Source organism: Leisingera sp. JC11, assembly GCF_040704725.1.
Lineage (GTDB): Bacteria > Pseudomonadota > Alphaproteobacteria > Rhodobacterales > Rhodobacteraceae > Leisingera.
Genome location: NZ_JBFCVS010000001.1, coordinates 37,733 through 60,793, shown reverse-complemented (window position 1 = coordinate 60,793; position 23,061 = coordinate 37,733). Strand labels below are relative to the sequence as shown.

The 23,061-nt window shown below is 65.9% G+C and carries 23 protein-coding genes; 17 read left to right on the top strand and 6 right to left on the bottom strand.

The genetic code is table 11. The annotated features are described in order from the left end of the window. Positions 1-28 precede the first annotated feature (28 nt). The 7 genes from AB1A62_RS00335 to AB1A62_RS00305 all read left to right on the top strand — a co-directional run bounded on the left by AB1A62_RS00335 (position 29) and on the right by AB1A62_RS00305 (position 5,250). Complete coding sequence (locus AB1A62_RS00335) at positions 29-274, top strand: accessory factor UbiK family protein (protein ID WP_222504593.1); 246 nt, start codon at positions 29-31, stop codon at positions 272-274. A gap of 267 nt (positions 275-541) precedes the next feature. Beyond that, positions 542-1,093 carry a 2OG-Fe(II) oxygenase gene (locus AB1A62_RS00330; protein ID WP_366659097.1) on the top strand — a complete coding sequence of 184 codons (552 nt, stop codon included), beginning with the start codon at positions 542-544 and terminating at the stop codon, positions 1,091-1,093. Between the two features lie 154 nt (positions 1,094-1,247). Then, positions 1,248-2,324, top strand: a complete 1,077-nt coding sequence (locus tag AB1A62_RS00325) for a DUF2652 domain-containing protein (RefSeq protein ID WP_366659096.1) — start codon at positions 1,248-1,250, stop codon at positions 2,322-2,324. Positions 2,325-2,608: 284 nt separating this feature from the next. Beyond that, the gene (locus AB1A62_RS00320; protein ID WP_366659095.1) at positions 2,609-3,109 is read left to right on the top strand and encodes a YbjN domain-containing protein; all 501 of its coding nucleotides are present in this window, start codon (positions 2,609-2,611) and stop codon (positions 3,107-3,109) included. A gap of 39 nt (positions 3,110-3,148) precedes the next feature. Continuing rightward, on the top strand, positions 3,149-3,964 hold the full coding sequence (proC, locus tag AB1A62_RS00315) for a pyrroline-5-carboxylate reductase (RefSeq protein WP_366659094.1): 816 nt from the start codon (positions 3,149-3,151) through the stop codon (positions 3,962-3,964). Further along, positions 3,957-4,295 carry a tRNA-binding protein gene (locus AB1A62_RS00310; protein ID WP_366659093.1) on the top strand — a complete coding sequence of 113 codons (339 nt, stop codon included), beginning with the start codon at positions 3,957-3,959 and terminating at the stop codon, positions 4,293-4,295. The genes proC and AB1A62_RS00310 overlap by 8 nt, the downstream gene beginning before the upstream one ends. Before the next feature lies 1 nt (position 4,296). After that, positions 4,297-5,250: a D-glycerate dehydrogenase gene (locus AB1A62_RS00305; RefSeq protein ID WP_366659092.1), complete on the top strand. Its 954-nt coding sequence runs from the start codon at positions 4,297-4,299 to the stop codon at positions 5,248-5,250. A 37-nt stretch (positions 5,251-5,287) separates the two neighbouring features. Here the strand turns inward: AB1A62_RS00305 and AB1A62_RS00300 are convergent, their stop codons facing one another. Beyond that, positions 5,288-5,893 (bottom strand): thymidine kinase, encoded by a 606-nt coding sequence (locus AB1A62_RS00300; RefSeq protein ID WP_366659090.1) that lies wholly within the window; start codon positions 5,891-5,893, stop codon positions 5,288-5,290. 368 nt (positions 5,894-6,261) lie between these two features. Between AB1A62_RS00300 and AB1A62_RS00295 the strand changes: the two genes are divergently transcribed. The 3 genes from AB1A62_RS00295 (at position 6,262) to AB1A62_RS00285 (ending at position 8,797) form a co-directional block, all read left to right on the top strand. Then, entirely contained in the window at positions 6,262-6,726 is a 465-nt protein-coding gene (locus AB1A62_RS00295; RefSeq protein WP_174146469.1) for a hypothetical protein, read from the top strand. Continuing rightward, a complete protein-coding gene (gene arsH, locus AB1A62_RS00290) occupies positions 6,719-7,447 on the top strand; it encodes an arsenical resistance protein ArsH (RefSeq protein WP_366659089.1) in 729 nt (242 codons plus the stop codon). Before AB1A62_RS00295 ends, arsH begins: the two co-directional genes overlap by 8 nt. A gap of 630 nt (positions 7,448-8,077) precedes the next feature. Then, positions 8,078-8,797, top strand: a complete 720-nt coding sequence (locus AB1A62_RS00285) for a S1 family peptidase (protein WP_366659088.1) — start codon at positions 8,078-8,080, stop codon at positions 8,795-8,797. Positions 8,798-9,043: 246 nt separating this feature from the next. Here AB1A62_RS00285 and carB read toward each other — a convergent pair whose 3' ends face one another. Beyond that, positions 9,044-12,400 (bottom strand): carbamoyl-phosphate synthase large subunit, encoded by a 3,357-nt coding sequence (gene carB / locus AB1A62_RS00280; RefSeq protein WP_366659087.1) that lies wholly within the window; start codon positions 12,398-12,400, stop codon positions 9,044-9,046. A 200-nt stretch (positions 12,401-12,600) separates the two neighbouring features. Between carB and AB1A62_RS00275 the strand changes: the two genes are divergently transcribed. From AB1A62_RS00275 to AB1A62_RS00255, 5 genes are all read left to right on the top strand, one after another. Beyond that, the gene (locus tag AB1A62_RS00275; protein WP_366659085.1) at positions 12,601-13,752 is read left to right on the top strand and encodes an aminodeoxychorismate synthase component I; all 1,152 of its coding nucleotides are present in this window, start codon (positions 12,601-12,603) and stop codon (positions 13,750-13,752) included. After that, positions 13,695-14,348, top strand: a complete 654-nt coding sequence (locus tag AB1A62_RS00270) for an aminotransferase class IV family protein (RefSeq protein ID WP_366659083.1) — start codon at positions 13,695-13,697, stop codon at positions 14,346-14,348. Before AB1A62_RS00275 ends, AB1A62_RS00270 begins: the two co-directional genes overlap by 58 nt. A 370-nt stretch (positions 14,349-14,718) precedes the next feature. After that, complete coding sequence (gene aspS / locus AB1A62_RS00265) at positions 14,719-16,497, top strand: aspartate--tRNA ligase (protein ID WP_366659081.1); 1,779 nt, start codon at positions 14,719-14,721, stop codon at positions 16,495-16,497. A gap of 184 nt (positions 16,498-16,681) precedes the next feature. Beyond that, on the top strand, positions 16,682-18,067 hold the full coding sequence (locus tag AB1A62_RS00260) for a DUF1800 domain-containing protein (protein WP_366659080.1): 1,386 nt from the start codon (positions 16,682-16,684) through the stop codon (positions 18,065-18,067). 15 nt (positions 18,068-18,082) lie between these two features. Then, positions 18,083-19,303 carry a DUF1501 domain-containing protein gene (locus AB1A62_RS00255; RefSeq protein ID WP_366659079.1) on the top strand — a complete coding sequence of 407 codons (1,221 nt, stop codon included), beginning with the start codon at positions 18,083-18,085 and terminating at the stop codon, positions 19,301-19,303. A 358-nt stretch (positions 19,304-19,661) separates the two neighbouring features. Here the strand turns inward: AB1A62_RS00255 and AB1A62_RS00250 are convergent, their stop codons facing one another. Both AB1A62_RS00250 and AB1A62_RS00245 read right to left on the bottom strand, forming a co-directional pair. Next, positions 19,662-19,805 (bottom strand): hypothetical protein, encoded by a 144-nt coding sequence (locus tag AB1A62_RS00250; protein ID WP_366659078.1) that lies wholly within the window; start codon positions 19,803-19,805, stop codon positions 19,662-19,664. A 1-nt stretch (position 19,806) separates the two neighbouring features. Next, complete coding sequence (locus AB1A62_RS00245) at positions 19,807-20,526, bottom strand: response regulator (protein ID WP_366659076.1); 720 nt, start codon at positions 20,524-20,526, stop codon at positions 19,807-19,809. 177 nt (positions 20,527-20,703) lie between these two features. On the opposite strand from AB1A62_RS00245, the gene mce reads away from it, so the two are divergent. Beyond that, positions 20,704-21,108 carry a methylmalonyl-CoA epimerase gene (gene mce / locus AB1A62_RS00240; RefSeq protein ID WP_366659074.1) on the top strand — a complete coding sequence of 135 codons (405 nt, stop codon included), beginning with the start codon at positions 20,704-20,706 and terminating at the stop codon, positions 21,106-21,108. A gap of 56 nt (positions 21,109-21,164) precedes the next feature. Further along, positions 21,165-21,440 (top strand): DUF1467 family protein, encoded by a 276-nt coding sequence (locus tag AB1A62_RS00235; RefSeq protein ID WP_366659072.1) that lies wholly within the window; start codon positions 21,165-21,167, stop codon positions 21,438-21,440. A 320-nt stretch (positions 21,441-21,760) separates the two neighbouring features. Here the strand turns inward: AB1A62_RS00235 and AB1A62_RS00230 are convergent, their stop codons facing one another. Next, on the bottom strand, positions 21,761-22,450 hold the full coding sequence (locus AB1A62_RS00230; protein ID WP_366659070.1) for an EI24 domain-containing protein: 690 nt from the start codon (positions 22,448-22,450) through the stop codon (positions 21,761-21,763). Next, positions 22,447-23,025: a nitroreductase family protein gene (locus tag AB1A62_RS00225; RefSeq protein ID WP_366659069.1), complete on the bottom strand. Its 579-nt coding sequence runs from the start codon at positions 23,023-23,025 to the stop codon at positions 22,447-22,449. Before AB1A62_RS00225 ends, AB1A62_RS00230 begins: the two co-directional genes overlap by 4 nt. Positions 23,026-23,061 lie beyond the last annotated feature (36 nt).

The window sequence follows — 23,061 nt, the reverse complement described above, 5'->3', positions numbered from 1 at the left end:
AGGACACAACCCCGAGACGGAGAAGAACATGCAGACCCGCAACAAGATTCTGGACGATATTTCGCAGCTTATGACCAATGCGATGGGCGTGGCCCAGGGCGCCAGGGACGAGGCGGAAACCGCGATGAAGAGCATGATCGACCGCTGGCTGGCCGACCGCGATTTCGTCACCCGCGAGGAGTTCGACGCGGTGCGCGCAATGGCGCAGAAGGCGCGCGAGGAGAACGAGGCGCTGAAGGCGCGGCTGGACGCGCTGGAGGCGGCGAAGAAGTAAGCCAAGGCGCTGGCGGGCGGATTGTCCGCCCTGCGGTGAATGGAAGCCTGCTGCGGCGTGGTGCTGCGGCGGGCTTTTTGTTTTTCGCATGCCGGGTGGAATGGGGGGCAGATTACCCGCCCTGCGGCGGTCTGCATCCGGCGCATAGCTGTCCTGCGGGGCTGTGGATAAAAACAGGTCGCTTTCCGCCCGCATGGTCGAAATCGGCTTAGCGCGGTTTGCGGCGTCCGGTGCATGCTGCGCTATCTTCTACAAAGGGATCGCAGCATGGTGTCTGTCTATTCGGTGCCCAATGCATTCAGCGCGCAGGAATGCGCGGAGATTATCCGCAAGACGGAGGTGGAGCCGGACAGCGAGGCGCTGCTGGTGGGGCAGACCCGGGACCACAACCTGCGCCGCGCCAGCGTGGTGTGGCTGGACGACGTGCCGGGCACCGGCTGGGTGATGGACCGGCTGATCTCGCTGGTGCGGCGGGCCAACAAGGAGCGCTTCGGCTTTGACCTGCGCGAGTTTGCCGAAAGCCCGCAGGCGGCCAGCTACAAATCCGAAGACAGCGGCCATTTCGCCTGGCATTCCGACATCGGCGACGGGCCGGTGGCGGGCAAGCGCAAACTGAGCCTGGTGGTGCAGTTGAGCAAGCCCGGCTCCTATGACGGCGGCGATCTGGAGATCATGCCGGGCGCCCATGTGGTGGCGGCCAGCCGGGTGCAGGGCAGCGCCACGGTGTTTCCCAGCTTCCTGCTGCATCAGGTGACCCCGGTTACCCGCGGCACCCGCAAGTCGCTGACCGTCTGGGCGCACGGGCCGGCCTTTCGCTGATCATTCGGCCAGTTCGTTCCGGGGCTGGCCTTGGCGCGATCCGCGGCCCCGCGGGCGCGGATCCGCGATGTATGCGCAATTCTTGATGTGTTCTGCTATACTTGCCCCGGGCTGCCATGCGGCGCCCGGGTTTTTTTAGCGGGGGACAGGTAAGATGACGGCACAGAACGGCTATATGCTGATTGCGGATATTTCCGGCTACACGCAATTCCTGACCTCGTCGGAGCTGGACCACGCCAACCCGATCCTGCAGTCGCTGCTGCAGGCGGTGGCGGAGCAGGTCGGCGAGCCGCTGCATTTCTGGAAGCTGGAAGGCGACGCGGTGCTGGCCTATTCGACCCGGGCTGAGCTGGTCTCCGGCGATCTGCTGCTGACGTTTTGCGAAAACCTCTATAACGCCTTTGCCACCCGGCGGCAGGATATCGTGGCCAATACCACATGCCCCTGCCGCGCCTGCGCCAATGCGGGCGGGCTGGATCTGAAGGTCATCGTCCACTACGGCGCCTTTGACGAGATGCAGGTGGGGCCGGTCAAGGATCTGTCGGGCGCCGACGTGATTCTGGTGCACCGGATGACCAAGACCGAGGCCGCGGCGGAAACCGGCGTGCGCAGCTATGCGCTGTTCAGCGATGCCGCGGTGCAGGCAATGCAGTTGCAGGCGGCGATGAAGCCCTATTCACAAGAAATCGAGCATTTCGGCGACGTGTCCATGCAGGTCTATGACCTGGCCCGCGCCTGGGAGCACTTCCGGGCGGGGCAGGAGCGGGATTTCCTGGAGGAGGCGGACGGGATCTGGACCTACCGGCGCCGGTTCAAGGCGCCGCCGCAACTGGTCTGGGAGGCGCTGACCGCGCCGGAATTCAAGTTGCGCTGGATGGATCAGGTCAGCACCATGGAGATGGACAATCCGGACGGCCGCCTGGGGCCGGGGTCGGTCTATCATTGCGGCCATTCCCTGGCGGAGTTTGTCTACCGCGTCACCGACTGGCAGCCGTTCGAGTATTTCTCGACCCGGATCAAGGACCCTGGCCGCGACGGCATCGAATTGCCCGAAACCTACCATCTGACGCCGGACGGGGACGGGACCGCGCTGCGCTATACCATGGGCCGGGCCTATGACAGTGCAGGCAACCGGTCGGAGGTCTCGGAGCAGGAGGCAGTAGGCTTCCTGTCGGAATTCTGGCCGGTCTCCTTTGATGCGATGGATGCGGAGCTGGCGCAGCCGTCCTGATCCTGGCCTTTCACTGACCGCAAAATCCGGGCCTGGGGCGGTGCTCCGGGCTTTACCTCTGCGCCCGCCGGCTCCATAGTCACGCAGCCGGCATTTAGGGGGCTGTGGATTGTTCATCCACAAGTTATTGCAGATATCCCCAAAATAAAGGGTTGCCAGATCACCTTTTCGGCCCCACCATATCTAGTATGGGAGCGGGGATGCCTCCCCGGCCCGTAGCACAAAAACCTAGCTATAGGGCGCCGCTGTGCCCCGATGCGCTAGGCAAAATGAGAGGTGGCATCATGGCACTATCCGAGCTTCACCTGGAAGAAGACGTCCATCCGATCGACATCGTTGAGACCTTGGCGTCGCATCACGATTGGGACTTCGACAGGGTCGGGGACGATCAGATCGCGATGTCGGTGGAAGGGCAGTGGCGCACCTATTCGCTGACGCTGGCCTGGTCGGGCTATGAAGAATGCCTGCGGCTGGTCTGCAGCTTCGAGATGGAGCCGCCGGAGGCGGAGCTGCCGCGGCTCTATGAGCTGATCAACTGCATGAACGACCAGTGCTGGGAAGGCTCCTTCACCTATTGGGCGGACCACAAGCTGATGCTGTTCCGGTACGGGCTGATGCTGTCCGGCGGCCAGATGGCAACGCCGCAGCAGATCGACGCGATGCTGCACGCGGCGGTGGCCAATGCGGAGCGCTACTACCCGGCGATCCAGCTGGCGGTCTGGGGCCAGCGCAGCCCGCAGGAGGCGATGCAGGTCGCCATTGCAGAGGCTTACGGGCGGGCGTAAACCTTGCCCTGAACCTGATACGAAGGGGAGGGGCGAAACATGGATATGCAGGATATTTCTGCACGCGGCCTGGTGCTGCTGGGCTGCGGCAAGATGGGATCGGCGATGCTGGCCGGATGGCTGGAGGGCGGATTGCCCGCATCCTCGGTCTGGGTGATTGATCCGCACCCGTCGGACTGGCTGAAGGGCACCGGCGTTCATATCAACGCAGAGCTGCCCGCGGCGCCTGGGATCGTGCTGATCGCGGTGAAGCCGCAGATGATGGGCGCCGCGCTGCCCGTGCTGCAGAGCTACGGCAACGGCTCCACCCTGTTCATTTCCGTTGCAGCGGGCACCTCTATCGCGAGTTTCGAAGATGTTCTGGGCGCGCAGTCGCCGATCGTGCGGGCAATGCCCAACACGCCGGCCGCCGTGGGCCGGGGAATCACCGCGATTATCGGCAATGCCCATACCAGTGACGCGGATATCGGCCGGGCCGAGGGGCTGCTGCAGGCCGTGGGCCAGACCGTGCGGCTGGAAAACGAGGGCCAGATGGATGCCGTCACTGGCGTCAGCGGGTCCGGCCCTGCCTATGTCTTCCACCTGATCGAGACCCTGGCCGCCGCGGGCGAGGCGCAGGGGCTGCCTGCGGAGCTGGCGATGAAGCTGGCCAAGGCCACCGTGGGCGGTGCCGGTGCGCTGGCGGAGGCGGCAGAGGAAAGCCCCGGCCAGCTGCGCATCAATGTGACCAGCCCCAACGGCACCACCCAGGCCGCTTTGGAAGTGCTGATGGATGATGACGACGGTTTCCCGGCGCTCTTGAACCGTGCCGTTGCCGCGGCCACCAACCGCTCCAAGGAGCTGTCGCGTGGCTGAGATCAACTTCGATGAATTCATGAAGGTCGACATCCGCGTGGGCGAAGTGGTCCGTGCGGAGCCGTTTCCCGAGGCGCGCAAGCCGGCAATCAAGCTCTGGGTCGATTTCGGGGCCGAAATCGGCGTAAAAAAGAGCTCAGCGCAGATTACGGCGCATTACATGCCGGAAACGCTGGTGGGCAAGCAGGTTCTGGCCGTCGTAAACTTCCCGCCGCGGCAGATCGGCAAGTTCATGTCAGAGATCCTGGTTCTGGGCCTGCCGGATGAAAACGGAGAGATATTCCTGGCCGGGCCTGATGGAAAGGTCCCGCTGGGCGGGAGGATGCACTGAGATGAAAATCTGGATTGCGCGGCCGATGACGGCAGCGGTCACGGCACGGGCGCGGGAGGCCTTTGCTGATCTGGAAATCCGCGAGACCAACGCGGTGATGAGCGAGGCGGAGATGCTGCGCGCATTGTCCGAGTTCGACATCGTGGTGCCGACGCTGGGCGACCGGTTCACGGCGGAGATCTTTGCCAAGGCGGGCACGCCCCGCTGCAAGCTGCTGGCCAACTTCGGGGTCGGTTACAACCACATCGACGTGGAGGCCGCGCGGGCGGCGGGCGTCGAGGTGACCAACACGCCGGGCGCGGTGACCGATGCCACCGCCGATATCGCGATGACGCTGATCCTGATGTCGGCGCGCCGCGCCTCCGAGGGCGAGCGGATGCTGCGCAAGGGCGATTGGGAGGGCTGGCACCCGACCCAGATGCTGGGCCTGCATGCCACCGGCAAGCGTGTTGGCATCGCCGGCATGGGCCGCATCGGCCAGGCGATTGCGCGGCGCTGCCATTTCGGCTTTGGCATGGATGTGTCCTATGTGGCGCGTTCGGAGAAGGATCTGGACTTCCCGGCGGACCGCGCCGAAAGCCTGACCGCGATGGCGGGGCAGGTGGATTTCCTGGTGGTGGCGGTGCCGGGCGGCGCCGAGACCTATCACCTGATCAACGCCGAGGTGCTGAACGCCATGCAGTCCAACGCGCATCTGATCAACATCGCCCGCGGCGAAGTGGTGGAAGAGGCGGCGCTGATCGACGCGCTGCAGCAGGGCCGCATCGGCGGTGCCGGTCTGGATGTCTATGAGTTCGAGCCGAAGGTGCCGCAGGCGCTGATCGACCTGGACAACGCCACCCTGCTGCCGCATCTGGGCACCGCCACCGAGGAGGTGCGCAGCAACATGGGCCATATGGCGCTGGACAACGTTGCCGCCTATCTCGCGGGTGAGGCGCTGCCGAACCGGGTGTAACTCCGGCTGGTCCAGCAGCCGCAAAGACGCAGCCGCCCTACAGGGCGGCTGTTCTGTCTTTCGGGGTGTCGCCGGTGGCCTCGCGCCAGTGGCGGCGGCAGAGCGAGACATAGGTCTCATTGCCGCCGATCTGCACCTGGTCGCCTTCGGTCATCACCCGGCCCTGATCGTCCTGGCGCACCACCATGGTGGCCTTCTTGCCGCAGTGGCAGATGGTGCGCACCTCGCGCATCTCATCCGCCAGCGCCAGCAGGGTGGCGGAGCCGGGAAACAGGTTGCCCTGGAAATCCACCCGCAACCCGTAAGCCAGCACCGGCACCCGCAGATCATCGACCACGCGGGCCAGCTGCCAGACCTGCTCAGGCTCCAGGAACTGGGCTTCATCCACGAAAATCGCGGCCAGCGGGCCGCGGGCCAGGCGCTGTCCGATGCGGGCATAAAGGTCGTCGCCCGCGGCGAACATATCCGCATCCTCGCCGATGCCGATGCGCGACGCGATCCTGCCGGCGCCGGCCCGGTCATCCAGCCGGGCGGTCAGCAGATAGGTCTCCATATGGTTTTCGCGGTAGTTGTGCGACGCCTGCAGCAGCACCGTCGACTTGCCCGCGTTCATGGTCGAGTAATTGAAATAGAGCTTGGCCATGGCGGCGGGTTTACCTGCCCGAAGGCGTGGGGGAAACCGGATTCTTGGCGGAAGCCGCGATGCGTCCGCGGGGAGGGAAGTCTCTCCAGGGCAGACGCGGCCAGGGTGGAACAAAACCCCTTTAGGCGGCCATCGCCATAGCCCCGGAGAGCACAAGTTGCGGGCAGACCAATTACCCTGAAGGCAGGATGTCACTCACCCATCCTGCTTTGCACTGGACAACAGATGCCAATCGCACCATGTCACTTGCTAAATCCCTGAAAACCTGAGGGATGGATAAGGTATCGCAATTCCTCTACAACTCGGATATGGGAAATTAACTGGTTCGTTCCCCATGGGGCGCGGCGGTCAAGCCAAGCAGGAATTTTATGGCGGAAATCGGGACGTATCTGAAAAAGCACACAGAGGCGCTGGTCAAGGACGTGGGCATCGAAGCTGCCTGTCAGATCACCGGCAAGTCCAAGGCGACACTGGGGCGGTATTACTCGGACAATGCAGAGCATGCCGACCGGTTCATGCCGGTGGATGCGGTGGCCAAGCTGGAAAGCGCGTCGTCCTATCCGCATGTGACCTCGGCGCTGGCGGATCTGAAGAACATCACCCTGTCCTACAACGGAAATGGCAGTGCCGAGGAAACCGGCCGCAGCGGCGGCGTGAACTCGGATGTGATTGCTCTCAGCCAGCGGTTTGCCCAGCTGATGTGCGAATACCAGGCGGCAATGGAAGACGGCATCATCACCGTCAATGAGGCCAAGCGGCTGCTGCGGGAAACGGTGCTGCTGCAGCAGGTGCTGCTGGATATGAAACTGCATCTGGAAGAAGAAAGTGCCTGACACGCCTGATGTGAGCGACCTGCCCGGGATTGCGGACGGGCAGTTGCATGCGATCGACGTGGACCTGCTGGCGGCGCCGGATGATCCGCGCCACCCGCCGCGCATCCTGCTGCTTTACGGGAGTTTGCGCGAGGTGAGCTATTCCCGCAAGGCGGCAGAGGAGGCGGCGCGGGTGCTGCGGGCCCTGGGCTGCGAGACGCGGATTTTCGACCCCTCCGGCCTGCCTTTGCCCGACGATGCCGGCGCGGCGGAGCACCCCAAGGTGGCGGAACTGCGCGAGCTGGCGGTATGGTCCGAGGGCATGGTCTGGTCCAGCCCGGAGCGCCACGGCGCGATGACCGGCATCATGAAGCTGCAGATCGACTGGCTGCCGCTGTCGCTGCAGGGCGGCATCCGCACCACTCAGGGCAAGACGCTGGCGGTGATGCAAGTGTCGGGCGGCTCGCAAAGCTTCAACGCGGTCAACCAGATGCGCATCCTGGGCCGCTGGATGCGGATGGTGACGATCCCGAACCAGAGCTCGATCCCCAAGGCCTGGCTGGAATTCGAGGAAGGCGAACGGCTGCCCGACGGCCCGTTCTACCGCCGCCTGGTCGATGTGATGGAAGAGCTGGTGAAATTCACCTGGCTGGTGCGGGGCCGCAAGGACTACCTGACCGACCGTTATTCCGAGCGGGTGGAGAGCGCCGCCGAAGTCCACAAGCGGGTGTCGCAGAAATAACCCGGGGCAGGGTGCCCCAGGCCAAATGAACAGAGCCCCGGCAGTGCCGGGGCTTTTTTGTCTTAGATCAGCGGGATCAGCGGCACGTCGCAAGCGGCCAGGGCCAGCAGGGCAGTCAGGAACAGGGTCAGGCGCATTCGGGGGCTCCGTTCATGAGGGTTGCCTATCCTTGCCGCAGGCAGGCCCGCGGCGCAAGCGCAGCGGCGGTGAAGCATCGGGCGATACGGGGCATGCCGGCTCATCCTATGGTGGCGGGGAGCGGTTAAGCATTTGGGCGGGCCGGAGTGCGGGCTTTAGCCGATTGTTAAGGCTCATTTGCGCCGCAATTGGGCCGCGAAGTTACCAGCCGCGCCGGAAAAGCCGTTAAACCAGCGAAAACCATGGATTTTTCTCCTAACGAAACAGGTGGGATTTTCCCTTGTTTTAAATCGGTTTTTCTGAAAATTGACGGTGCCCGTTAAGTAAATAAGGTGTTTACGCGCGCCAGCACCGGCGGAACGGGCGCCGGTTAACCTTTTGTTAAGCCTGTCTCATTCTGCGCATCTTTCTGCCAGCGCGGCACCGCAGCAGGCCCCATTCCGGCCTCACAGCTCACCGACATTGGCGGTGTGGGAACATGGAGTGAGTGTCATGAGACGACTACTGGGAATAGCTGCCGCCATCGCCGTTACCCTGGCCTCCAGCGCGGGCAGTGCCGCGGCAGGCGGGCAGGGCAGCGCCGTGCAGACGGTGCCGGGCTGGCAGGCGGTGGGCCGCCTGAACATCGGCGGCCGCGCGATGTGCACCGCAACACTGATAGCGCCCGATCTGGTGCTGACCGCCGCCCATTGCATGTTTGACATCCGCAATGGCCGCCAGGTGAACCCGCGCAGAATAAAGTTCGAAGCGGGCCTCAACGGCCGCCAGTCCAAGGCGGCGCGCAAGGTCGCCAAGGCGGTGATCCACCCCGGTTACCGTCACGGCCAGACCAGCCAGTTCCAGACCGGCACCGACATTGCCGTGCTGCGCCTGGACCGCGCGATCAGCGGCGATATCGTCCGCCCCTTGTCCCTGGCCGCAGCGCCGCAGAAGGGTGCGCAGGTGGATGTGATGTCCTATTCCCACAGCAATGCCACCTCTCCGCGGCTGCAAAGCGCCTGCCAGGTGATTGCAGCGCGCCAAAGCTCTGTCATCACTTCCTGCCGGGTCGATTACGGCGCCTCCGGCTCGCCGGTGCTGCAGACGCGCCCGGGACGGCTGCCGCAGCTGGTGTCGGTGATTTCCTCCAAGGCGCGGATGGGCGGCAAGGGCGTGTCGCTGGCAGCGCCGCTGGGGCTTGACCTGCAGGCGCTGATCCGGCAGGCGGGCTGAGACCGGCCCGCGTACAGATACTGTTGCCGCCGGACAGCGGCGGCAGAGTGTGAAGCAGCCCCGCTTGGTCCCCCCCGGGGCTGCTTCCTATTTTTGCTTCGGGACGTCCCGAATTCACGGCCTCCTTAAAATAAAGGACGACGCAATCCACTGCATCCCTGTGCGGCTTCAGCACGGAAATGAAAAAGCCCCGGACTGTGCCGGGGCTTTTCGAATGTGGCGCAGCTGAAGTGCAGGCGCAGCGGGTTAGCCCTGCAGCGACTTCACCTCGACGTCCCCTTCGGCCTGCGCCTTGATCGCGCGGGCGGCGGCGTTGGAACCGGCCGCGGTGGTGAAGTAGGGGATCTTGTCATAGAGCGCGACGGAGCGCATTTCCTTGCTGTCCTCAACCGCTTGCGCGCCCTCGGTGGTGTTCATCAGCAGCTGGACGTCGCCGTCCTTCAGCATGTCGATCACGTGCGGGCGGCCTTCATAGACCTTGTTGACCAGATCGCAGGCGACGCCCTGGCTGTCCAGCCAGGACTGGGTGCCGCGGGTGGCGACCAGGGTGAAGCCCTGCTCGACCAGGATCTGCGCCGCTTCCAGCATCAGTTTGCCCTTGTCGGCATCCTTGATCGAGATGAAGGCGCGGCCCTTGGACGGCAGCACCATGCCGGCGCCCATCTGCGCCTTCAGGAAGGCGCGGGCAAAGGAGCGGTCCCAGCCCATCACTTCGCCGGTGGAGCGCATTTCCGGGCCGAGAATGGTGTCGACGCCCGGGAAACGGGCAAACGGCAGCACCGCTTCCTTGACCGAGAACCAGGGCATGTCCGGGTCGGCCAGGGTCATCGGGTCGGCGATCGGGGTGTCGACGTCATAGCCTGCATCGGGCCCGTAGGGCGGGCGCATCGGGAAGTTCGACAGCGGCTCCCCGGCCATCACGCGGGCGGCGATGGAGGCGATGGCGCTGTCGGTCGCCTTGGCGACAAACGGCACGGTGCGCGACGCGCGCGGGTTGACCTCGATCAGGTAGATTTCATCGTCCTTGATGGCGAACTGCACGTTCATCAGGCCGACCACGTTCAGCGCCAGCGCCAGGGCGTTGGTCTGGACCTTGATCTGCTCGATCATGTCCTTCTCAAGCGAATAGGGCGGCAGCGAGCAGGCGGAGTCGCCGGAGTGCACGCCGGCCTCCTCGATGTGCTGCATGATGCCGGTCACGTGCACGTCCTTGCCGTCGCAGAGCGCGTCCACGTCCAGTTCGACCGCGCCGGCCAGGTAGCTGTCCAAGAGCACCGGGCTGTCGCCGGAGACCACCACCGCCTCGGCGATGTAGCGCTTCAGCTGGTCCATGTCGCGGACGATTTCCATCGCCCGGCCGCCCAGAACATAGGACGGGCGGATCACCAGCGGGAAGCCGATTTCGCCTGCGATTTCCAGCGCCTGCTCATCGGTGGAGGCGATGCCGTTCTTCGGCTGCTTCAGGCCCAGCTGGTTGACCAGCGCCTGGAAGCGCTCGCGGTCCTCGGCCAGGTCGATGGCATCGGGGGAGGTGCCCAGGATCGGGATGCCCTCGGCCTCCAGCGCATTCGCCAGTTTCAGCGGGGTCTGGCCGCCGAACTGCACGATGACGCCGTGCAGGGTGCCGTTGTCCTGTTCGACCCGCAGGATTTCCATCACATGCTCGAACGTCAGCGGTTCGAAATACAGCCGGTCCGAGGTGTCATAGTCGGTCGACACCGTTTCCGGGTTGCAGTTGATCATGATGGTCTCATAGCCCGCATCGGTCAGCGCAAAGCAGGCGTGGCAGCAGCAGTAGTCGAACTCGATGCCCTGGCCGATCCGGTTGGGGCCGCCGCCGAGGATGACGACTTTCTTCTTGTCCGACGGGCGCGCCTCGCACTCGACGTCGCCGAAGGCGGGGGTCTCGTAGGTCGAGTACATATAGGGGGTCTGCGCCTCGAACTCGGCGGCGCAGGTGTCGATCCGCTTGAACACGGCGTTGACGCCCAGGGCGCGGCGGGCCTTGCGGACGTCTGCTTCTTTCTGGCCGGTCAGCTTGGCCAGGCGGGCATCGGTGAAGCCCAGCATCTTGAGCGCGCGCAGGCCCGCTTCGTCAGATGGCAGGCCGGCCGCGCGGATTTCCGCCTCGGCCTCGACGATTTCGCGGATGCGGGCCAGGAACCAGGGGTCGAACTTGGTGACCGCCTGGATTTCATCGTCAGACAGGCCATGGCGCATTGCCTGGGCGATGGTGCGCATCCGGTCGGGGGTCTGCTGGCCGATCGCCTTGATCACCGCGGCGGTGTCGCCTGCGGGCTCCCACGGACCGGCGCCGACGCCGTCGATAGCGACTTCATCAAAGCCGGTGAGGCCCGATTCCATCGAGGCCAGCGCCTTTTGCAGCGATTCATGGATGGTGCGGCCGATGGCCATCGCCTCACCCACCGACTTCATCGCGGTGGTCAGATAGGGCTCGGAGCCCGGGAACTTCTCAAAGGCGAATTTCGGGATCTTGGTGACGACATAGTCGATGGTCGGCTCGAACGACGCCGGGGTCACCTTGGTGATGTCGTTGTCCAGCTCGTCCAGGGTGTAGCCCACTGCCAGCTTGGCCGCGATCTTGGCAATCGGGAAGCCGGTCGCCTTGGAGGCCAGCGCGGAGGAGCGGCTGACGCGCGGGTTCATCTCGATCACCACCATGCGGCCGTCGGCCGGGTTCACCGCCCACTGCACATTGGAGCCGCCGGTCTCGACGCCGATCTCGCGCAGCACGTTGATCGAGTGGGTGCGCATGATCTGGTATTCTTTGTCGGTCAGCGTCAGCGCCGGCGCCACGGTGATCGAGTCGCCGGTGTGCACGCCCATCGGGTCGACGTTTTCGATGGAGCAGACGATGATCGCGTTGTCCGCCTTGTCGCGGACCACTTCCATCTCGTATTCTTTCCAGCCCAGCAGGCTTTCGTCCACCAGGATCTGGTTCACCGGCGAGGCATCCATGCCGGAGCGGCAGAAGTGGATGTAGTCGTCGCGGTTATAGGCGACGCCGCCGCCGGTGCCGCCGAGGGTGAAGGCCGGGCGGATGATTGCGGGCAGGCCGATCTCGTCCAGCGCTTCCAGCGCGATGCGGACGCCTTCGTCCAGATCGGCGGTGCCGTTTTCACGCTTGGGCGCGGTGACGATGGTGGCCTTGGGGTTCTCGATGCCGAGCCGGTCCATCGCTTCGCGGAACAGCTTGCGGTCCTCGGCCATTTCGATGGCGTCGCGCTTGGCGCCGATCATCTCAACGCCGAACTTTTCCAGGACGCCCATCTCTTCCAGCGCCAGCGAGGTGTTGAGGCCGGTCTGGCCGCCCATGGTGGGCAGCAGCGCGTCGGGGCGCTCCTTCTCGATGATCTTGGCAACCACTTCCGGGGTGATCGGCTCGATATAAGTGGCGTCGGCCAGGCCCGGGTCGGTCATGATGGTGGCCGGGTTGGAGTTCACCAGGATGACCCGGTAGCCCTCTTCGCGCAGCGCCTTGCAGGCCTGGGCGCCGGAGTAGTCAAACTCGCAGGCCTGCCCGATTACGATCGGACCGGCTCCGATGATCATGATCGACTGGATGTCCGTTCTCTTGGGCATGGCAGGCTTCCTTTGGTTTTTCGCGCGAGCAGGCTTTGAATCACGGGCGCCGACGTGCGCCCAAATTGTCCTGCGTTATAGGGACCGCGCCGAAAGGTTCAAGGGGTATCGGAAACGGAATTGGAAATGCCGCATCCACCCCTTTTGTTCGCATAGCGAACAGATATATGTGGGGCAAGAAACTCGCGGAGATTTTTTCAGTGCGGATTCGCTTTGACCGGGGCCCCAAGGGGGCTGGCACATGCTTTGACCAGCCGCTGCGCATGATCCGCGCGGACGGGCCGGAAGAGGTGCCTGCTGCGCTGGCGGCGCTGGATGCGGCGCGGGACGCCGGGCATTGGCTGGCGGGCTATGCGTCTTATGAGCTGGGCTATGCGCTGGAGCAGAAGCTGGCGGGCCGGATGCCGCAGGAGCGGCGGCTGCCGCTGATCTGCTTCGGGGTTTATGAGGAACCGCTGCCGCAAAATACCGAGGGTAACGCCCGGCCGAGGGGGGGCGAAGCGGGTCTTGAAGGTATTACCCCTCGTTGGGGCCAGGAGCGCTACACCGAGGCCTTTGCCGAAGTGAAACGCAATATCGGCAAGGGTGACATCTATCAGGCCAACCTGACCTTCCCGATTGATGCAGAGGCCTATGGCACTGCCGAGGAGCTCTATGCCGCGCTGCAGGGCAAGCAGGCGGTGGGCCACGGTGCGATGGTCGAACAGGACGGGCTGCCGGACCTGCTGTCGCGCTCACCGGAGCTGTTTTTCCGCACCGACGCGGAGGGCGTGATTGAGACCCGCCCGATGAAAGGCACCCAGCCGCGCAGCGACGATCCCGTTGAGGACGCCCGCCGCCGCGACTTTTTACGCCAGGACGAGAAGAACCGCGCCGAGAACCTGATGATCGTCGACCTGCTGCGCAACGACATCAGCCGGGTGGCGCAGACCGGATCGGTGCATGTGCCGGAGCTGTTTGCGGTGGAGAGCTATGCCACCGTGCATCAGATGGTGTCGCTGGTGCGCGCGAAACTGCGCCCCGATGCCGGGCTGGCAGAGATATTTGCGGCGCTGTTTCCCTGCGGCTCGATCACCGGCGCGCCCAAGATCCGGTCGATGGAGATCCTGGCGGAGCTGGAGCCCTGGGCGCGCGATATCTATTGCGGCACCATCGGCTGGGCGGCGCCGGACGGGTCGTCTGAGTTCAACGTGGCCATCCGCACGCTGATGCTGGAGGAGGGCCGCGCAACGCTCAACGTGGGCGGCGGCGTGGTCTGGGACAGCACCGCCGAGTCCGAATATGAGGAAGCGCTATGGAAAGCCCGGTTCGCCCGCGTGACGCCCACCAGAACGATCCCGCTTTCCGCCTGATCGAAACCCTGGGCTGGCACCCGGGCGCGGGGTTCCGGCACCAGGCGCAGCACCTGGCCCGGATGGGGCGCAGCGCTGCCGAATTCGGCATTCATTTCGACCCGCAGCAGGCGCAGCGCGTGCTGGCCGGGGTTGCGGGCGGGGCGCCGCTGCGCTGCCGGCTGACGCTGGACGCGGCCGGGCAACTGGCGCTGGCCACGGCGCCACTGGGCCGCACGCCTGCCGGATGGCGCCTGGGCATCGCGGAGACCCGGCTGAAGGCCGGGGACATCTGGCTGCAGCACAAGACCACCCGCCGCACGCTTTATGATACCGCGCGGGCAGAGCTGCCGGCGGGGCTGGACGAGCTGCTGTTCCTGAACCAGCGCGATGAGCTCTGCGAAGGCACCATCACCAATCTGTTTGTCACCCGCGCGGACGGGCGGATGGTGACGCCGCCGCTCAGTTGCGGCCTGCTGCCGGGCGTTCTGCGCCAGGTACTGCTGGAAAACGGCCAGTGCGCGGAGGCCGTTCTGCGGCTCGAGGACCTGCACGGCGCGCAGGCCATACACATGGGCAACTCCCTGCGCGGGCTGATCCCGGCAACGCTGGTCTGAAGCGCAGCGCTCCCGCGGCCAAGAGTCCCGCTGGCTGGCGCCAGCGGGCCTGTGCCCTTTGGGTCCGGCAGCGCACCTGAGGTGCGCTGCCGCCGCCTCCGGGCGCCGCCCGCGCCGCGCCGCAGGCGGGGCGCCCGGCCCAACGCTTGCGGTCCTGCCGCGCCAGCGGCGGGGCCGGAGGGGGCGGGAGACCCCGGCTGATGCACGGAACCGCTGATTTCAGGCGTCAGACCGCGCGGAAATGCCCCTGTTTGCTTGACAAGCGCGCTGCAACCTTGTGTACCACCCCGGACGAATTCCGCGCCCTTTTGCGCTTATCCCGAATGACGGTCCCGAAGGACCCGCGACCCGCATAACGAAAGGCCGAGCCATGCACGCCTACCGCAGCCATACCTGCGCCGAACTGAACAAATCCAACGTGGGTGAAACCGTCCGCCTGTCGGGCTGGGTCCACCGCGTCCGCGACCACGGCGGCCTGCTGTTCATCGACCTGCGCGACCACTACGGCATGACCCAGGTCATGGCCGACCCGGACAGCCCGGTGTTTGCCGAGATCGAGAAGGTCCGCAGCGAATGGTGCATCCGCATCGACGGCAACGTGCTGGCGCGCGACGAGAGCCTGGTGAACCCCAAGATCCCGACCGGCGAGATCGAGGTCTTCATCCGCGACATCGAAGTGCTGGGCAAATCCGAGGAACTGCCGCTGATGGTGTTCGGCGAGCAGGAATACCCGGAGGAAACACGCCTGCGCTACCGCTACCTGGACCTGCGCCGCGAGAAGATGCAGAAGAACATGCTGCTGCGCTCCAACATGGTGGCCTCGATCCGGCGCCGCATGTGGGACATCGGCTTCAACGAATACCAGACCCCGATCATCACCGCGTCGTCGCCCGAGGGCGCGCGCGACTTCCTGGTGCCGTCGCGCCTGCACCCGGGCAAGTTCTATGCGCTGCCGCAGGCGCCGCAGCAGTTCAAGCAGCTGATGATGGTCTCGGGCTTTGACAAGTATTTCCAGATCGCGCCCTGCTTCCGCGACGAGGACCCGCGCGCCGACCGCTCGCCGACCGACTTCTACCAGCTCGACATGGAAATGTCGTTTGTCACCCAGCAGGACGTGTTCGACACCATCGAGCCGGTGATGAAGGGCGTGTTCGAGGAATTCGGCGGCGGCCGCAAGGTGGATCAGACCTGGCCGCAGATCTCCTACAAGGACGCGGCGCTGTGGTACGGCACCGACAAGCCGGACCTGCGCAACCCGATCAAGATGCAGGTTGTCTCCGACCACTTCCGCGGCTCGGGCTTTGCGATCTTTGCCAAGCTGCTGGAGCAGGAAGGCACCGAAATCCGCGCCATCCCGGCGCCCACCGGCGGCTCCCGCAAGTTCTGCGACCGGATGAATGCGTTTGCCCAGAAAGAGGGCCTGCCGGGCATGGGCTACATCTTCTGGCGCGAGGGCGCGGACGGCATGGAAGCGGCAGGCCCGCTGGCCAAGAACATCGGCCCCGAGCGCACCGAGGCGATCCGCCAGCAGCTGGAGCTGGGCGTGGGCGATGCCGCCTTCTTCCTGGGCGGCAAGCCCAAGACGTTCCAGACCGTGGCGGGCAAGGCGCGCAACGTGATCGGCGAGGAGCTGGGCCTGACCGAACAGGACCGCTTCGCCTTTGCCTGGATCGTGGATTTCCCGATCTACCAGGAGGACGAGGAAACCGGAAAGCTGGACTTCGACCACAACCCGTTCTCGATGCCCAAAGGCGGCATGGATGCGCTGCAAGGAGACCCGCTCGCTGTCACCGGCTACCAGTACGACCTGGCCTGCAACGGCTATGAGCTGGTCTCCGGCGCGATCCGGAACCACAAGCCGGAAATCATGTTCAAGGCCTTCGAGATTGCCGGGTACGGCGAAGATGAAGTCAAGAAGCGCTTTGGCGGCATGGTCAACGCCTTCCAGTACGGCGCCCCGCCGCACGGCGGCTGCGCGGCCGGCATCGACCGCATGGTGATGCTGCTGGCCGACGAGGCCAACATCCGCGAGGTCATCATGTTCCCGATGAACCAGCGCGCCGAGGACCTGATGATGGCGGCGCCGTCCGAGCCGATGGCGGAGCAGCTGATGGAACTGGGCCTGCGGGTGATCCCGCAGGAGCAGTAACCGCCGCAAGGAATTCAGGGAGGCCCGGGCAGTTGCCCGGGCCTTTTCCTTTGCCGCCATAAGAATGCCTGTGCCGACGGCGGAACCCGCGGAGATTTGCGTATCATTTGAAATTCACCTGTGGGCCTGGGCGGCGATGCTCTAACTTGCAGGTGCAAGGGCAGTTCAGGGAGAGAGCAGGGCGATGCGGTTTGACGGGGATTTGGCTGAGATCCGCTTTGGGGCAGGGCTGTCGCCCCTGCTGCCGCCGCCGGCCTCGGCAGAGCAGATGCTGGCGCGCCTGAAGGGGCCGGATGCGGCTGCGAAAGCGTTTCCGCTTGCGGATTTCGATGCCGCTCTCCAAGGCACCAGGGAATTCCGCCGCCTGCGCCGCGCCCGCTACAAGCTGCGCGGCCAGCCCGGATACGAGGCTGCTGAGGAAGCCTTCAAAGCCTACCGCAGGGCGCGCAACCGGGAGCGGCGGCGCTGGCACGGGCAGCGGCTGCTGCGGCACATACACACCTCTGACGGGCTGCGCGAACGGCTGGTGCTGTTCTGGGCGGATCATTTTTCCGCGCAGGGCAAGACCGGCTTGTACCGTGTTCTGGCGTCCCCTTACGCCGAAACCGTGATCCGGCCGCATGTGGCGGGGCGGTTTGAGGATATGCTGATCGCTGCCGTCACCAGCCCGCTGATGCTGCACTACCTGGATCAGGAGCGGTCTGCCGGGCCGGGCAGCCGGGCGGCGCAGCGGCGCAAGCGTATCAGCGGGCTGAATGAGAACCTGGCCCGCGAGGTGCTGGAATTGCACACGCTGGGCGTGGATGGGCCTTATAGCCAGGCGGACGTGCGGCAATTGGCGGAGCTGTTCACGGGCCTGTCCGTCAAAGGCAGCGACGGGTTTCTGTTCCGGCCCGAGATGGCCGAGCCCGGCCCGGAAACCGTGCTGGGGCAATCCTACGGCGGCGGCAGGCCGGCGCTGGAGCAAGTGCTGGCGGCCTTGCGCGATCTGGCCCGCCATCCCGCCACCGCGCGCCATGTCGCCTGGAAGCTGGCGGTGCATTTCACCTCCGACACGCCGGAGCCTGCGCTGGTGGACCATCTGGCCGCCCGCTACCTGGCGACGGGCGGAGCGCTGATGCCGGTTTATGAAGCCTTGCTGGAGCACCCGGCGGCCTGGGCGCCGCAGCTGGCCAATGTAAAGCCGCCGTTTGATTATGTGGCCTCTGCCTGCCGGGCGCTGGCGGTGCCGGAGGCGCGGATCGCAGGCCTGAAGCCGGGGCAGATAAACCGGCTGTTGCTGGCGCCGCTGACCCCGATGGGGCAGCGCTGGGAATTTCCCAATGGCCCGGACGGCTGGGCGGAGGCGGATCAGACCTGGATCACGCCGCAGGCGCTGGCGGCGCGGCTGCGCTGGGCGATGGCGGCGCCGCGGCGGCTGCTGCAGGAACTGCCGGACCCGCGGGATTTCGCGGCGGCCGCCCTGGGCGGATACGCCAATGAGAGAGTCCGCTTTGCCGCCCGCGCGGCGGAGACCCAGTCCGAAGGGATCGGCCTGATCCTCGCTTCTCCCGCCTTTCAGCGCCGCTAACAGGAGGCCTTGCCGATGCAAATTTCCCGCCGTTCCCTTCTGACCCGCTCTGCTGCGGTGGGCTGTTCTTTGGCGGCCAGCCCGCTGCTGACCCCGGTCACCTTTGCCGCTGCCCCCTGGGACACCCGGCTGGTGGTGATCATCCTGCGCGGCGGCATGGATGCGCTGGATGCGGTGCAGCCCTATGGCGATCCGGATTATGCCGGCCTGCGGCAGAGCCTGCCCGGCGGGCCCGGCACCGGCGCTGCCGACCTGGACGGGTTCTACGCGCTGCACCCGGGGCTGGCGCCGCTGCTGCCGCTGTGGCGCGCGGGCCAGCTGGGCTTTGTGCAGGCGGTCTCCACCCCGTACCGCGACCGGCGCAGCCATTTCGACGGCCAGGACCTGCTGGAGGCAGGCACCGCCGGGCCGGGGCAGGCGGAGGGCGGCTGGCTGAACCGGCTGCTGCAGCTGATGCCGGGGGCGGAGGCGCGCACTGCCTTTGCCATCGGCCAGGAGCGGATGCTGCTGATGGAAGGCGCGGCGCCGGTGTCGCAATGGGCGCCGGGCGCCGGGCTGGCGATGAGCCCGCAGGCGGAGCGGCTGGCAGGCCTCTTGATGGAGGAGGATCCGCTGTTCCACGCCGCGCTGAACGAGGCGCTGGAGCTGACCCGGCAGGACTTGTCTTTGGGGACAGGGGAGAACAGTGGCGATGAGGGCGAGGACATGATGATGTCCATGATGACCGCGCCGAAGGGCAAGGCGCTTCAGGAAGTTGCCGCCTATGCAGCGCAGCAGCTGCGCGGCGAGACCCGGATTGCGGCGTTTTCCATAAACGGCTGGGATACCCATCAGCGCCAGGCCAATGGCTTGAAAAATGCGCTGGGGCGGCTGTCGGAGGCCATTCTGACCCTGCAAAGCGGCTTGGGGCCGCAAGCCTGGGGGAAGACGGCGATTGTGGCTGTCAGCGAGTTCGGACGTACCGTGCGGGAAAACGGCACCGGCGGCACCGACCATGGCACCGGCGGCGCGATGCTGCTGGCTGGCGGTGCCATCCGCGGCGGCCGGGTGCTGGGGCGCTGGCCGGGACTGGCGGAGGCGGATCTCTATGACCGCCGCGACCTGATGCCGACCGCGGATGTGCGCAGCCCCCTTGCCTGGCTGCTGCACGGGCTGACCGGCGCCGGCCGGAGCGGGCTGGAAACCACTGTGTTCCCCGGACTGGACATGGGCGGCGACCCGGGGCTGCTGCTCTGATCGTGAAGCGCCTGTCCCGCCTTGCGGGCGACAGGCATCCGTTCTTATTGCGGCTTGGCGCTATGTCCGGCGGTCTTTCAGGCAGCGGCTCCCGCCGGTCCGGCCCGTTCAGGGAACAGTCCGCCCCGTTGGGCCCGGCACCGCCCTGCAGGCGGTGCCGGGCCCAAGGCCGCCAAGCGGTGCGGCGCAAGCCGTGCGGCTGCGGGCGCGGGAGAGTTGCGGGATTGAGATTGGTGCCGGGCCTGGTCCATTCGCGTTGCGGTACGCGCAGGCGGCAGACAGGGAGGGTCTTGCCGGCAGCTGGACTGTTAAAGGCTGCCGCAGGACGAAGCGGTCCCGAAGCTGTGCCCGATCGGGCTTACTGCCTGCGCGGCTGCAGGATCAGGGCGCGGCCGCCGGCGGTGCTGCGGCGGTTGCGGCGGATGGTGCGGGCTTCCAGCCGGACCTGGCCGTAAAGGACGATGATCAGCGTGGCGAGGGCGATGAGGCAGGCTTCCAGCATGTCAGATCGCCGCGCGGCGCTGCAGCCGCTCCTGCACCAGCCCGGCCAGCGTGGCGGCGTCCTGGGTGAGCGGCTTGCCTTTCTGCCGCGAGCGGGCCAGGCGGTCGGCGGCATCGGCCAGCGGCCTGTCGCCGGCGCTGCGGGCGACGCCGCCCAGGAACTGCGCCAGATAGGCCAGGGTCTTTTCCTCCTGCCCCATGTTCAGCACATCGGCGGCGTGGGCCATGTCGTCGCGGTAGGCGATCAGGTCCGGCTCCACCGTTTCGTCGTTCAAGGCGCGCGGGCCGCAGGGCTGGCGGTCTGCCGGCATGCTGGACAGCACCGCCTGCTGGAAGGCGGCGAGCGAGGTGATCGGCTTTTCCAGGAAGCCGGCGGCGCCTGCTTCGATCGCCGCATCCGCCAGGCCGGAATCGCCGGAGGTGGCCAGGATCACGCTGGGGCGCGGGCTGGCGTCGGCCAGTTCGCGGATCAGGTCGAGGCCGGAACCGTCCGGCAGCCCGACATCGGCGATCAGCACCGACGGGCGGTAGACCTGCAGATGGCGGCGGGCGGACTTCAGGCAATCGGCGCGGCGGATGCGGGCGCCGCTGCGCAGGCACAGCAGGCGCAGCGCCTCGCAGGCGAAGCGGCTGTCCTCGACCACCAGGATGGTCAGCCCCAGAAGCGGGCGCCGGCTGGCAGGCAGGCGCTGGGCGGCAGCAAACAGTTCCGAATCGTCCATAACGCATCCTCCTTGCGGGATATGCTCCAACGCTAGGGATTCGAGGCTAATTACTCGTTAACGGGGCGTGCGCAGGTGCCGCGCGGAAGCCGACGTGCGGATTGGCGCACTTGCCGCGGCGCAGCAAAGCCCCCATAACCGCTGCGGAGGAATGTTTGTGAGAGGAGCACAACAAAGATGATCGGCCGCTTGAACCATGTTGCCATTGCTGTCCCGGATCTGGAGGCGGCATCGGCGCAATACCGCAACGCGCTGGGCGCCAAGGTCGGCGACCCGCAGGATGAGCCGGATCACGGCGTCACCGTGGTGTTCATCGAACTGCCCAACACCAAGATCGAGCTCTTGTACCCGCTGGGGGACAATTCGCCGATCAACGGCTTCCTGGAAAAGAACCCGGCGGGCGGCATCCACCATGTCTGCTATGAGGTGGAGGATATCCTGGCGGCGCGCGACCACCTGAAGGCGCAGGGCGCGCGGGTGCTGGGCTCGGGCGAGCCGAAGATCGGCGCCCACGGCAAGCCGGTGCTGTTCCTGCATCCCAAGGATTTCAACGGCTGCCTGGTGGAACTCGAAGAAGTTTGACGCTATGAGCGTCCTGCCCCGGCTGCGGGGCAGGGCAAACCGGAGGAGCCAGCGCCATGGGCATTACATCAGCAATCGTTCTGTATGCGGTGATCTGGTTCATGACCTTCCTGGTGGTCATCCCGATCCGGCTGGAAACCCAGGGCGACAGGGGCGACGTGGTGCCGGGCACCCATGCCGGCGCGCCGGAAAAGCACTTCCTGAAACAGAAGGCCTGGATCACCACCGGCGTGGCGGCGGTGCTGTGGGCCATTATCTGCGCGATCGTCATCTCCGGCGTGATCTCGGTGCATGATTTCGACTGGATGGGAATGCTACCGGAGCGGCAGTAATCCGTTTCGGCACCAGACAATCAGGATAACAGGACCTCCCGCCCGGCTTGAAGGCATTGGCATGCCTCTGCGCCGGTTTGGGCGTGGCGCCGCGCTGATGCGCGGCGCGGGTGCGGCCAGCCCGGCGGGCTGGAGCGGACGGCAGCGCAAGATTGAACTCAGAAGAGATTTGCTGAGAAGCGCTTCAAGGGCAGGACTGCCCTTGAAAGCGCCATCTCCAGTGTATTGCGGCCTTTACCGCGTCAAGGCTGAACCGCGCGTGCCGCGCGGCGGCTGGCGCCGGCCTTGACCCGGCTGCGGCCGGAGGGGGCGCCGCCCGCCTAGCGGCGGGCCAGCGCGTGGTAGATGTGGGTGAAGGTGGCGGCGCCCAGGATCGGGATCACCAGGTTCACCAGCGGCACCGACAGCGGCACCGCCATCAGCGTGCCGGCCGCCCAGATGGTGGTGGAATGGCGGCGGCGCAGCTTCTTGGCCTCGGCGGTTCCGACCCGGCGGGCGGCAGCAAGGGTGAAATATTCGCGCCCCAGCAGGAAGCCGTTCAGTCCCCAGAAGATGAACAGCGCCGCAGGCGGGAACAGCACATAGAGGAACAGCGCCAGGATGTTGGCCGCAATCAGCAGGCCGAGGAAGTTCACCGTGTCCTTGACCGCGTCCCAGAACGGCACTTTGGCCGCCGGGGGCAGGGCGGGGTAGTGCTTGTCCTCCACCGCCTGGGCAACCTCCTCAAGGAACATCGAGGTGATGGCAGACGCCACCGGCACCATCAGGAACACCGACAGGAACAGCATGAAGAACAGCGAGCCGAACGAGAGCAGATCATCGAGCCAGGTGACCTCGCCCAGCACCGGCACCGTTGCTTCGGGGCCGACCAGCCACTGGATCAGCATCAGGAAGCCGGCGTAGGCTGCAATCAGCAGGGCGACGGTCAGGCCCAGACCCAGAAACAGCACCTTGCGGAAGCGCGGGTCGCCGGTCTGGCCGAGGGTTTTGAAAAAGGCTGTGAAGATCATGCGCTCATCCAGGTGGTGATGGCGTCCAGGTCCGGGCGCGGCCGCTCGGGCGGGGCGGAGCTTTGGGTGGCGATATGGACGATGCCGGCGATGCGCTCGTTTTCCGCCAGGCCAAAGGCAGCCTCGCAGAAGCCGCGGTCATGGCTGGCCCAGCCGGTCAGCCAGTTGGCGCCCCAGCCTGCCGCCAGCGCCGCATTCAGCAGCGCGAGGCAGACCGCGCCGGCGGAGTAAGTCTGTTCAATGGCCGGGATCTTGGGGCTGTCCTTCTGCACTTCGACCACCACAACGGCAAGCTGGCCTTGGTCGAACTGGCTGCGGCCCTTGGCAATGTCTTCAGGGCTTTTGCCAAGGCGCCGGCCGGTTTCTTCGGTCAGACCGGCCAGCCGCGCCATCGCGGGCTGCTCCACCACGACAAAGCGCCAGGGCTCCAGCTTGCCATGATCGGGGGAGCGGGCGGCGGCGGTCAGGATCGGCAGCAGCTCGTCCCGCGAAGGCGCTGGCGCCACCAGCGTCTTGGCCGGGCGCGAGCGGCGCGACAGCAGGAATTCGAGGGCGGCGTCATTGCATGCAGGCATATGTGAAACCTTTTTACATCTGGTGCTGCCTATCTC

What these genes read in the sequence shown, in the direction of transcription:
- AB1A62_RS00335 (WP_222504593.1), top strand. Translation starts at nt 29, where the DNA reads ATGCAGACCCGCAACAAGATTCTGGACGATATTTCGCAGCTTATGACC.
- AB1A62_RS00330 (WP_366659097.1), top strand. Translation starts at nt 542, where the DNA reads ATGGTGTCTGTCTATTCGGTGCCCAATGCATTCAGCGCGCAGGAATGC.
- AB1A62_RS00325 (WP_366659096.1), top strand. Translation starts at nt 1,248, where the DNA reads ATGACGGCACAGAACGGCTATATGCTGATTGCGGATATTTCCGGCTAC.
- AB1A62_RS00320 (WP_366659095.1), top strand. Translation starts at nt 2,609, where the DNA reads ATGGCACTATCCGAGCTTCACCTGGAAGAAGACGTCCATCCGATCGAC.
- proC (WP_366659094.1), top strand. Translation starts at nt 3,149, where the DNA reads ATGGATATGCAGGATATTTCTGCACGCGGCCTGGTGCTGCTGGGCTGC.
- AB1A62_RS00305 (WP_366659092.1), top strand. Translation starts at nt 4,297, where the DNA reads ATGAAAATCTGGATTGCGCGGCCGATGACGGCAGCGGTCACGGCACGG.
- AB1A62_RS00300 (WP_366659090.1), bottom strand. Translation starts at nt 5,893, where the DNA reads ATGGCCAAGCTCTATTTCAATTACTCGACCATGAACGCGGGCAAGTCG.
- AB1A62_RS00295 (WP_174146469.1), top strand. Translation starts at nt 6,262, where the DNA reads ATGGCGGAAATCGGGACGTATCTGAAAAAGCACACAGAGGCGCTGGTC.
- AB1A62_RS00285 (WP_366659088.1), top strand. Translation starts at nt 8,078, where the DNA reads ATGAGACGACTACTGGGAATAGCTGCCGCCATCGCCGTTACCCTGGCC.
- carB (WP_366659087.1), bottom strand. Translation starts at nt 12,400, where the DNA reads ATGCCCAAGAGAACGGACATCCAGTCGATCATGATCATCGGAGCCGGT.
- AB1A62_RS00270 (WP_366659083.1), top strand. Translation starts at nt 13,695, where the DNA reads ATGGAAAGCCCGGTTCGCCCGCGTGACGCCCACCAGAACGATCCCGCT.
- aspS (WP_366659081.1), top strand. Translation starts at nt 14,719, where the DNA reads ATGCACGCCTACCGCAGCCATACCTGCGCCGAACTGAACAAATCCAAC.
- AB1A62_RS00260 (WP_366659080.1), top strand. Translation starts at nt 16,682, where the DNA reads ATGCGGTTTGACGGGGATTTGGCTGAGATCCGCTTTGGGGCAGGGCTG.
- AB1A62_RS00255 (WP_366659079.1), top strand. Translation starts at nt 18,083, where the DNA reads ATGCAAATTTCCCGCCGTTCCCTTCTGACCCGCTCTGCTGCGGTGGGC.
- AB1A62_RS00250 (WP_366659078.1), bottom strand. Translation starts at nt 19,805, where the DNA reads ATGCTGGAAGCCTGCCTCATCGCCCTCGCCACGCTGATCATCGTCCTT.
- AB1A62_RS00245 (WP_366659076.1), bottom strand. Translation starts at nt 20,526, where the DNA reads ATGGACGATTCGGAACTGTTTGCTGCCGCCCAGCGCCTGCCTGCCAGC.
- mce (WP_366659074.1), top strand. Translation starts at nt 20,704, where the DNA reads ATGATCGGCCGCTTGAACCATGTTGCCATTGCTGTCCCGGATCTGGAG.
- AB1A62_RS00235 (WP_366659072.1), top strand. Translation starts at nt 21,165, where the DNA reads ATGGGCATTACATCAGCAATCGTTCTGTATGCGGTGATCTGGTTCATG.
- AB1A62_RS00230 (WP_366659070.1), bottom strand. Translation starts at nt 22,450, where the DNA reads ATGATCTTCACAGCCTTTTTCAAAACCCTCGGCCAGACCGGCGACCCG.
- AB1A62_RS00225 (WP_366659069.1), bottom strand. Translation starts at nt 23,025, where the DNA reads ATGCCTGCATGCAATGACGCCGCCCTCGAATTCCTGCTGTCGCGCCGC.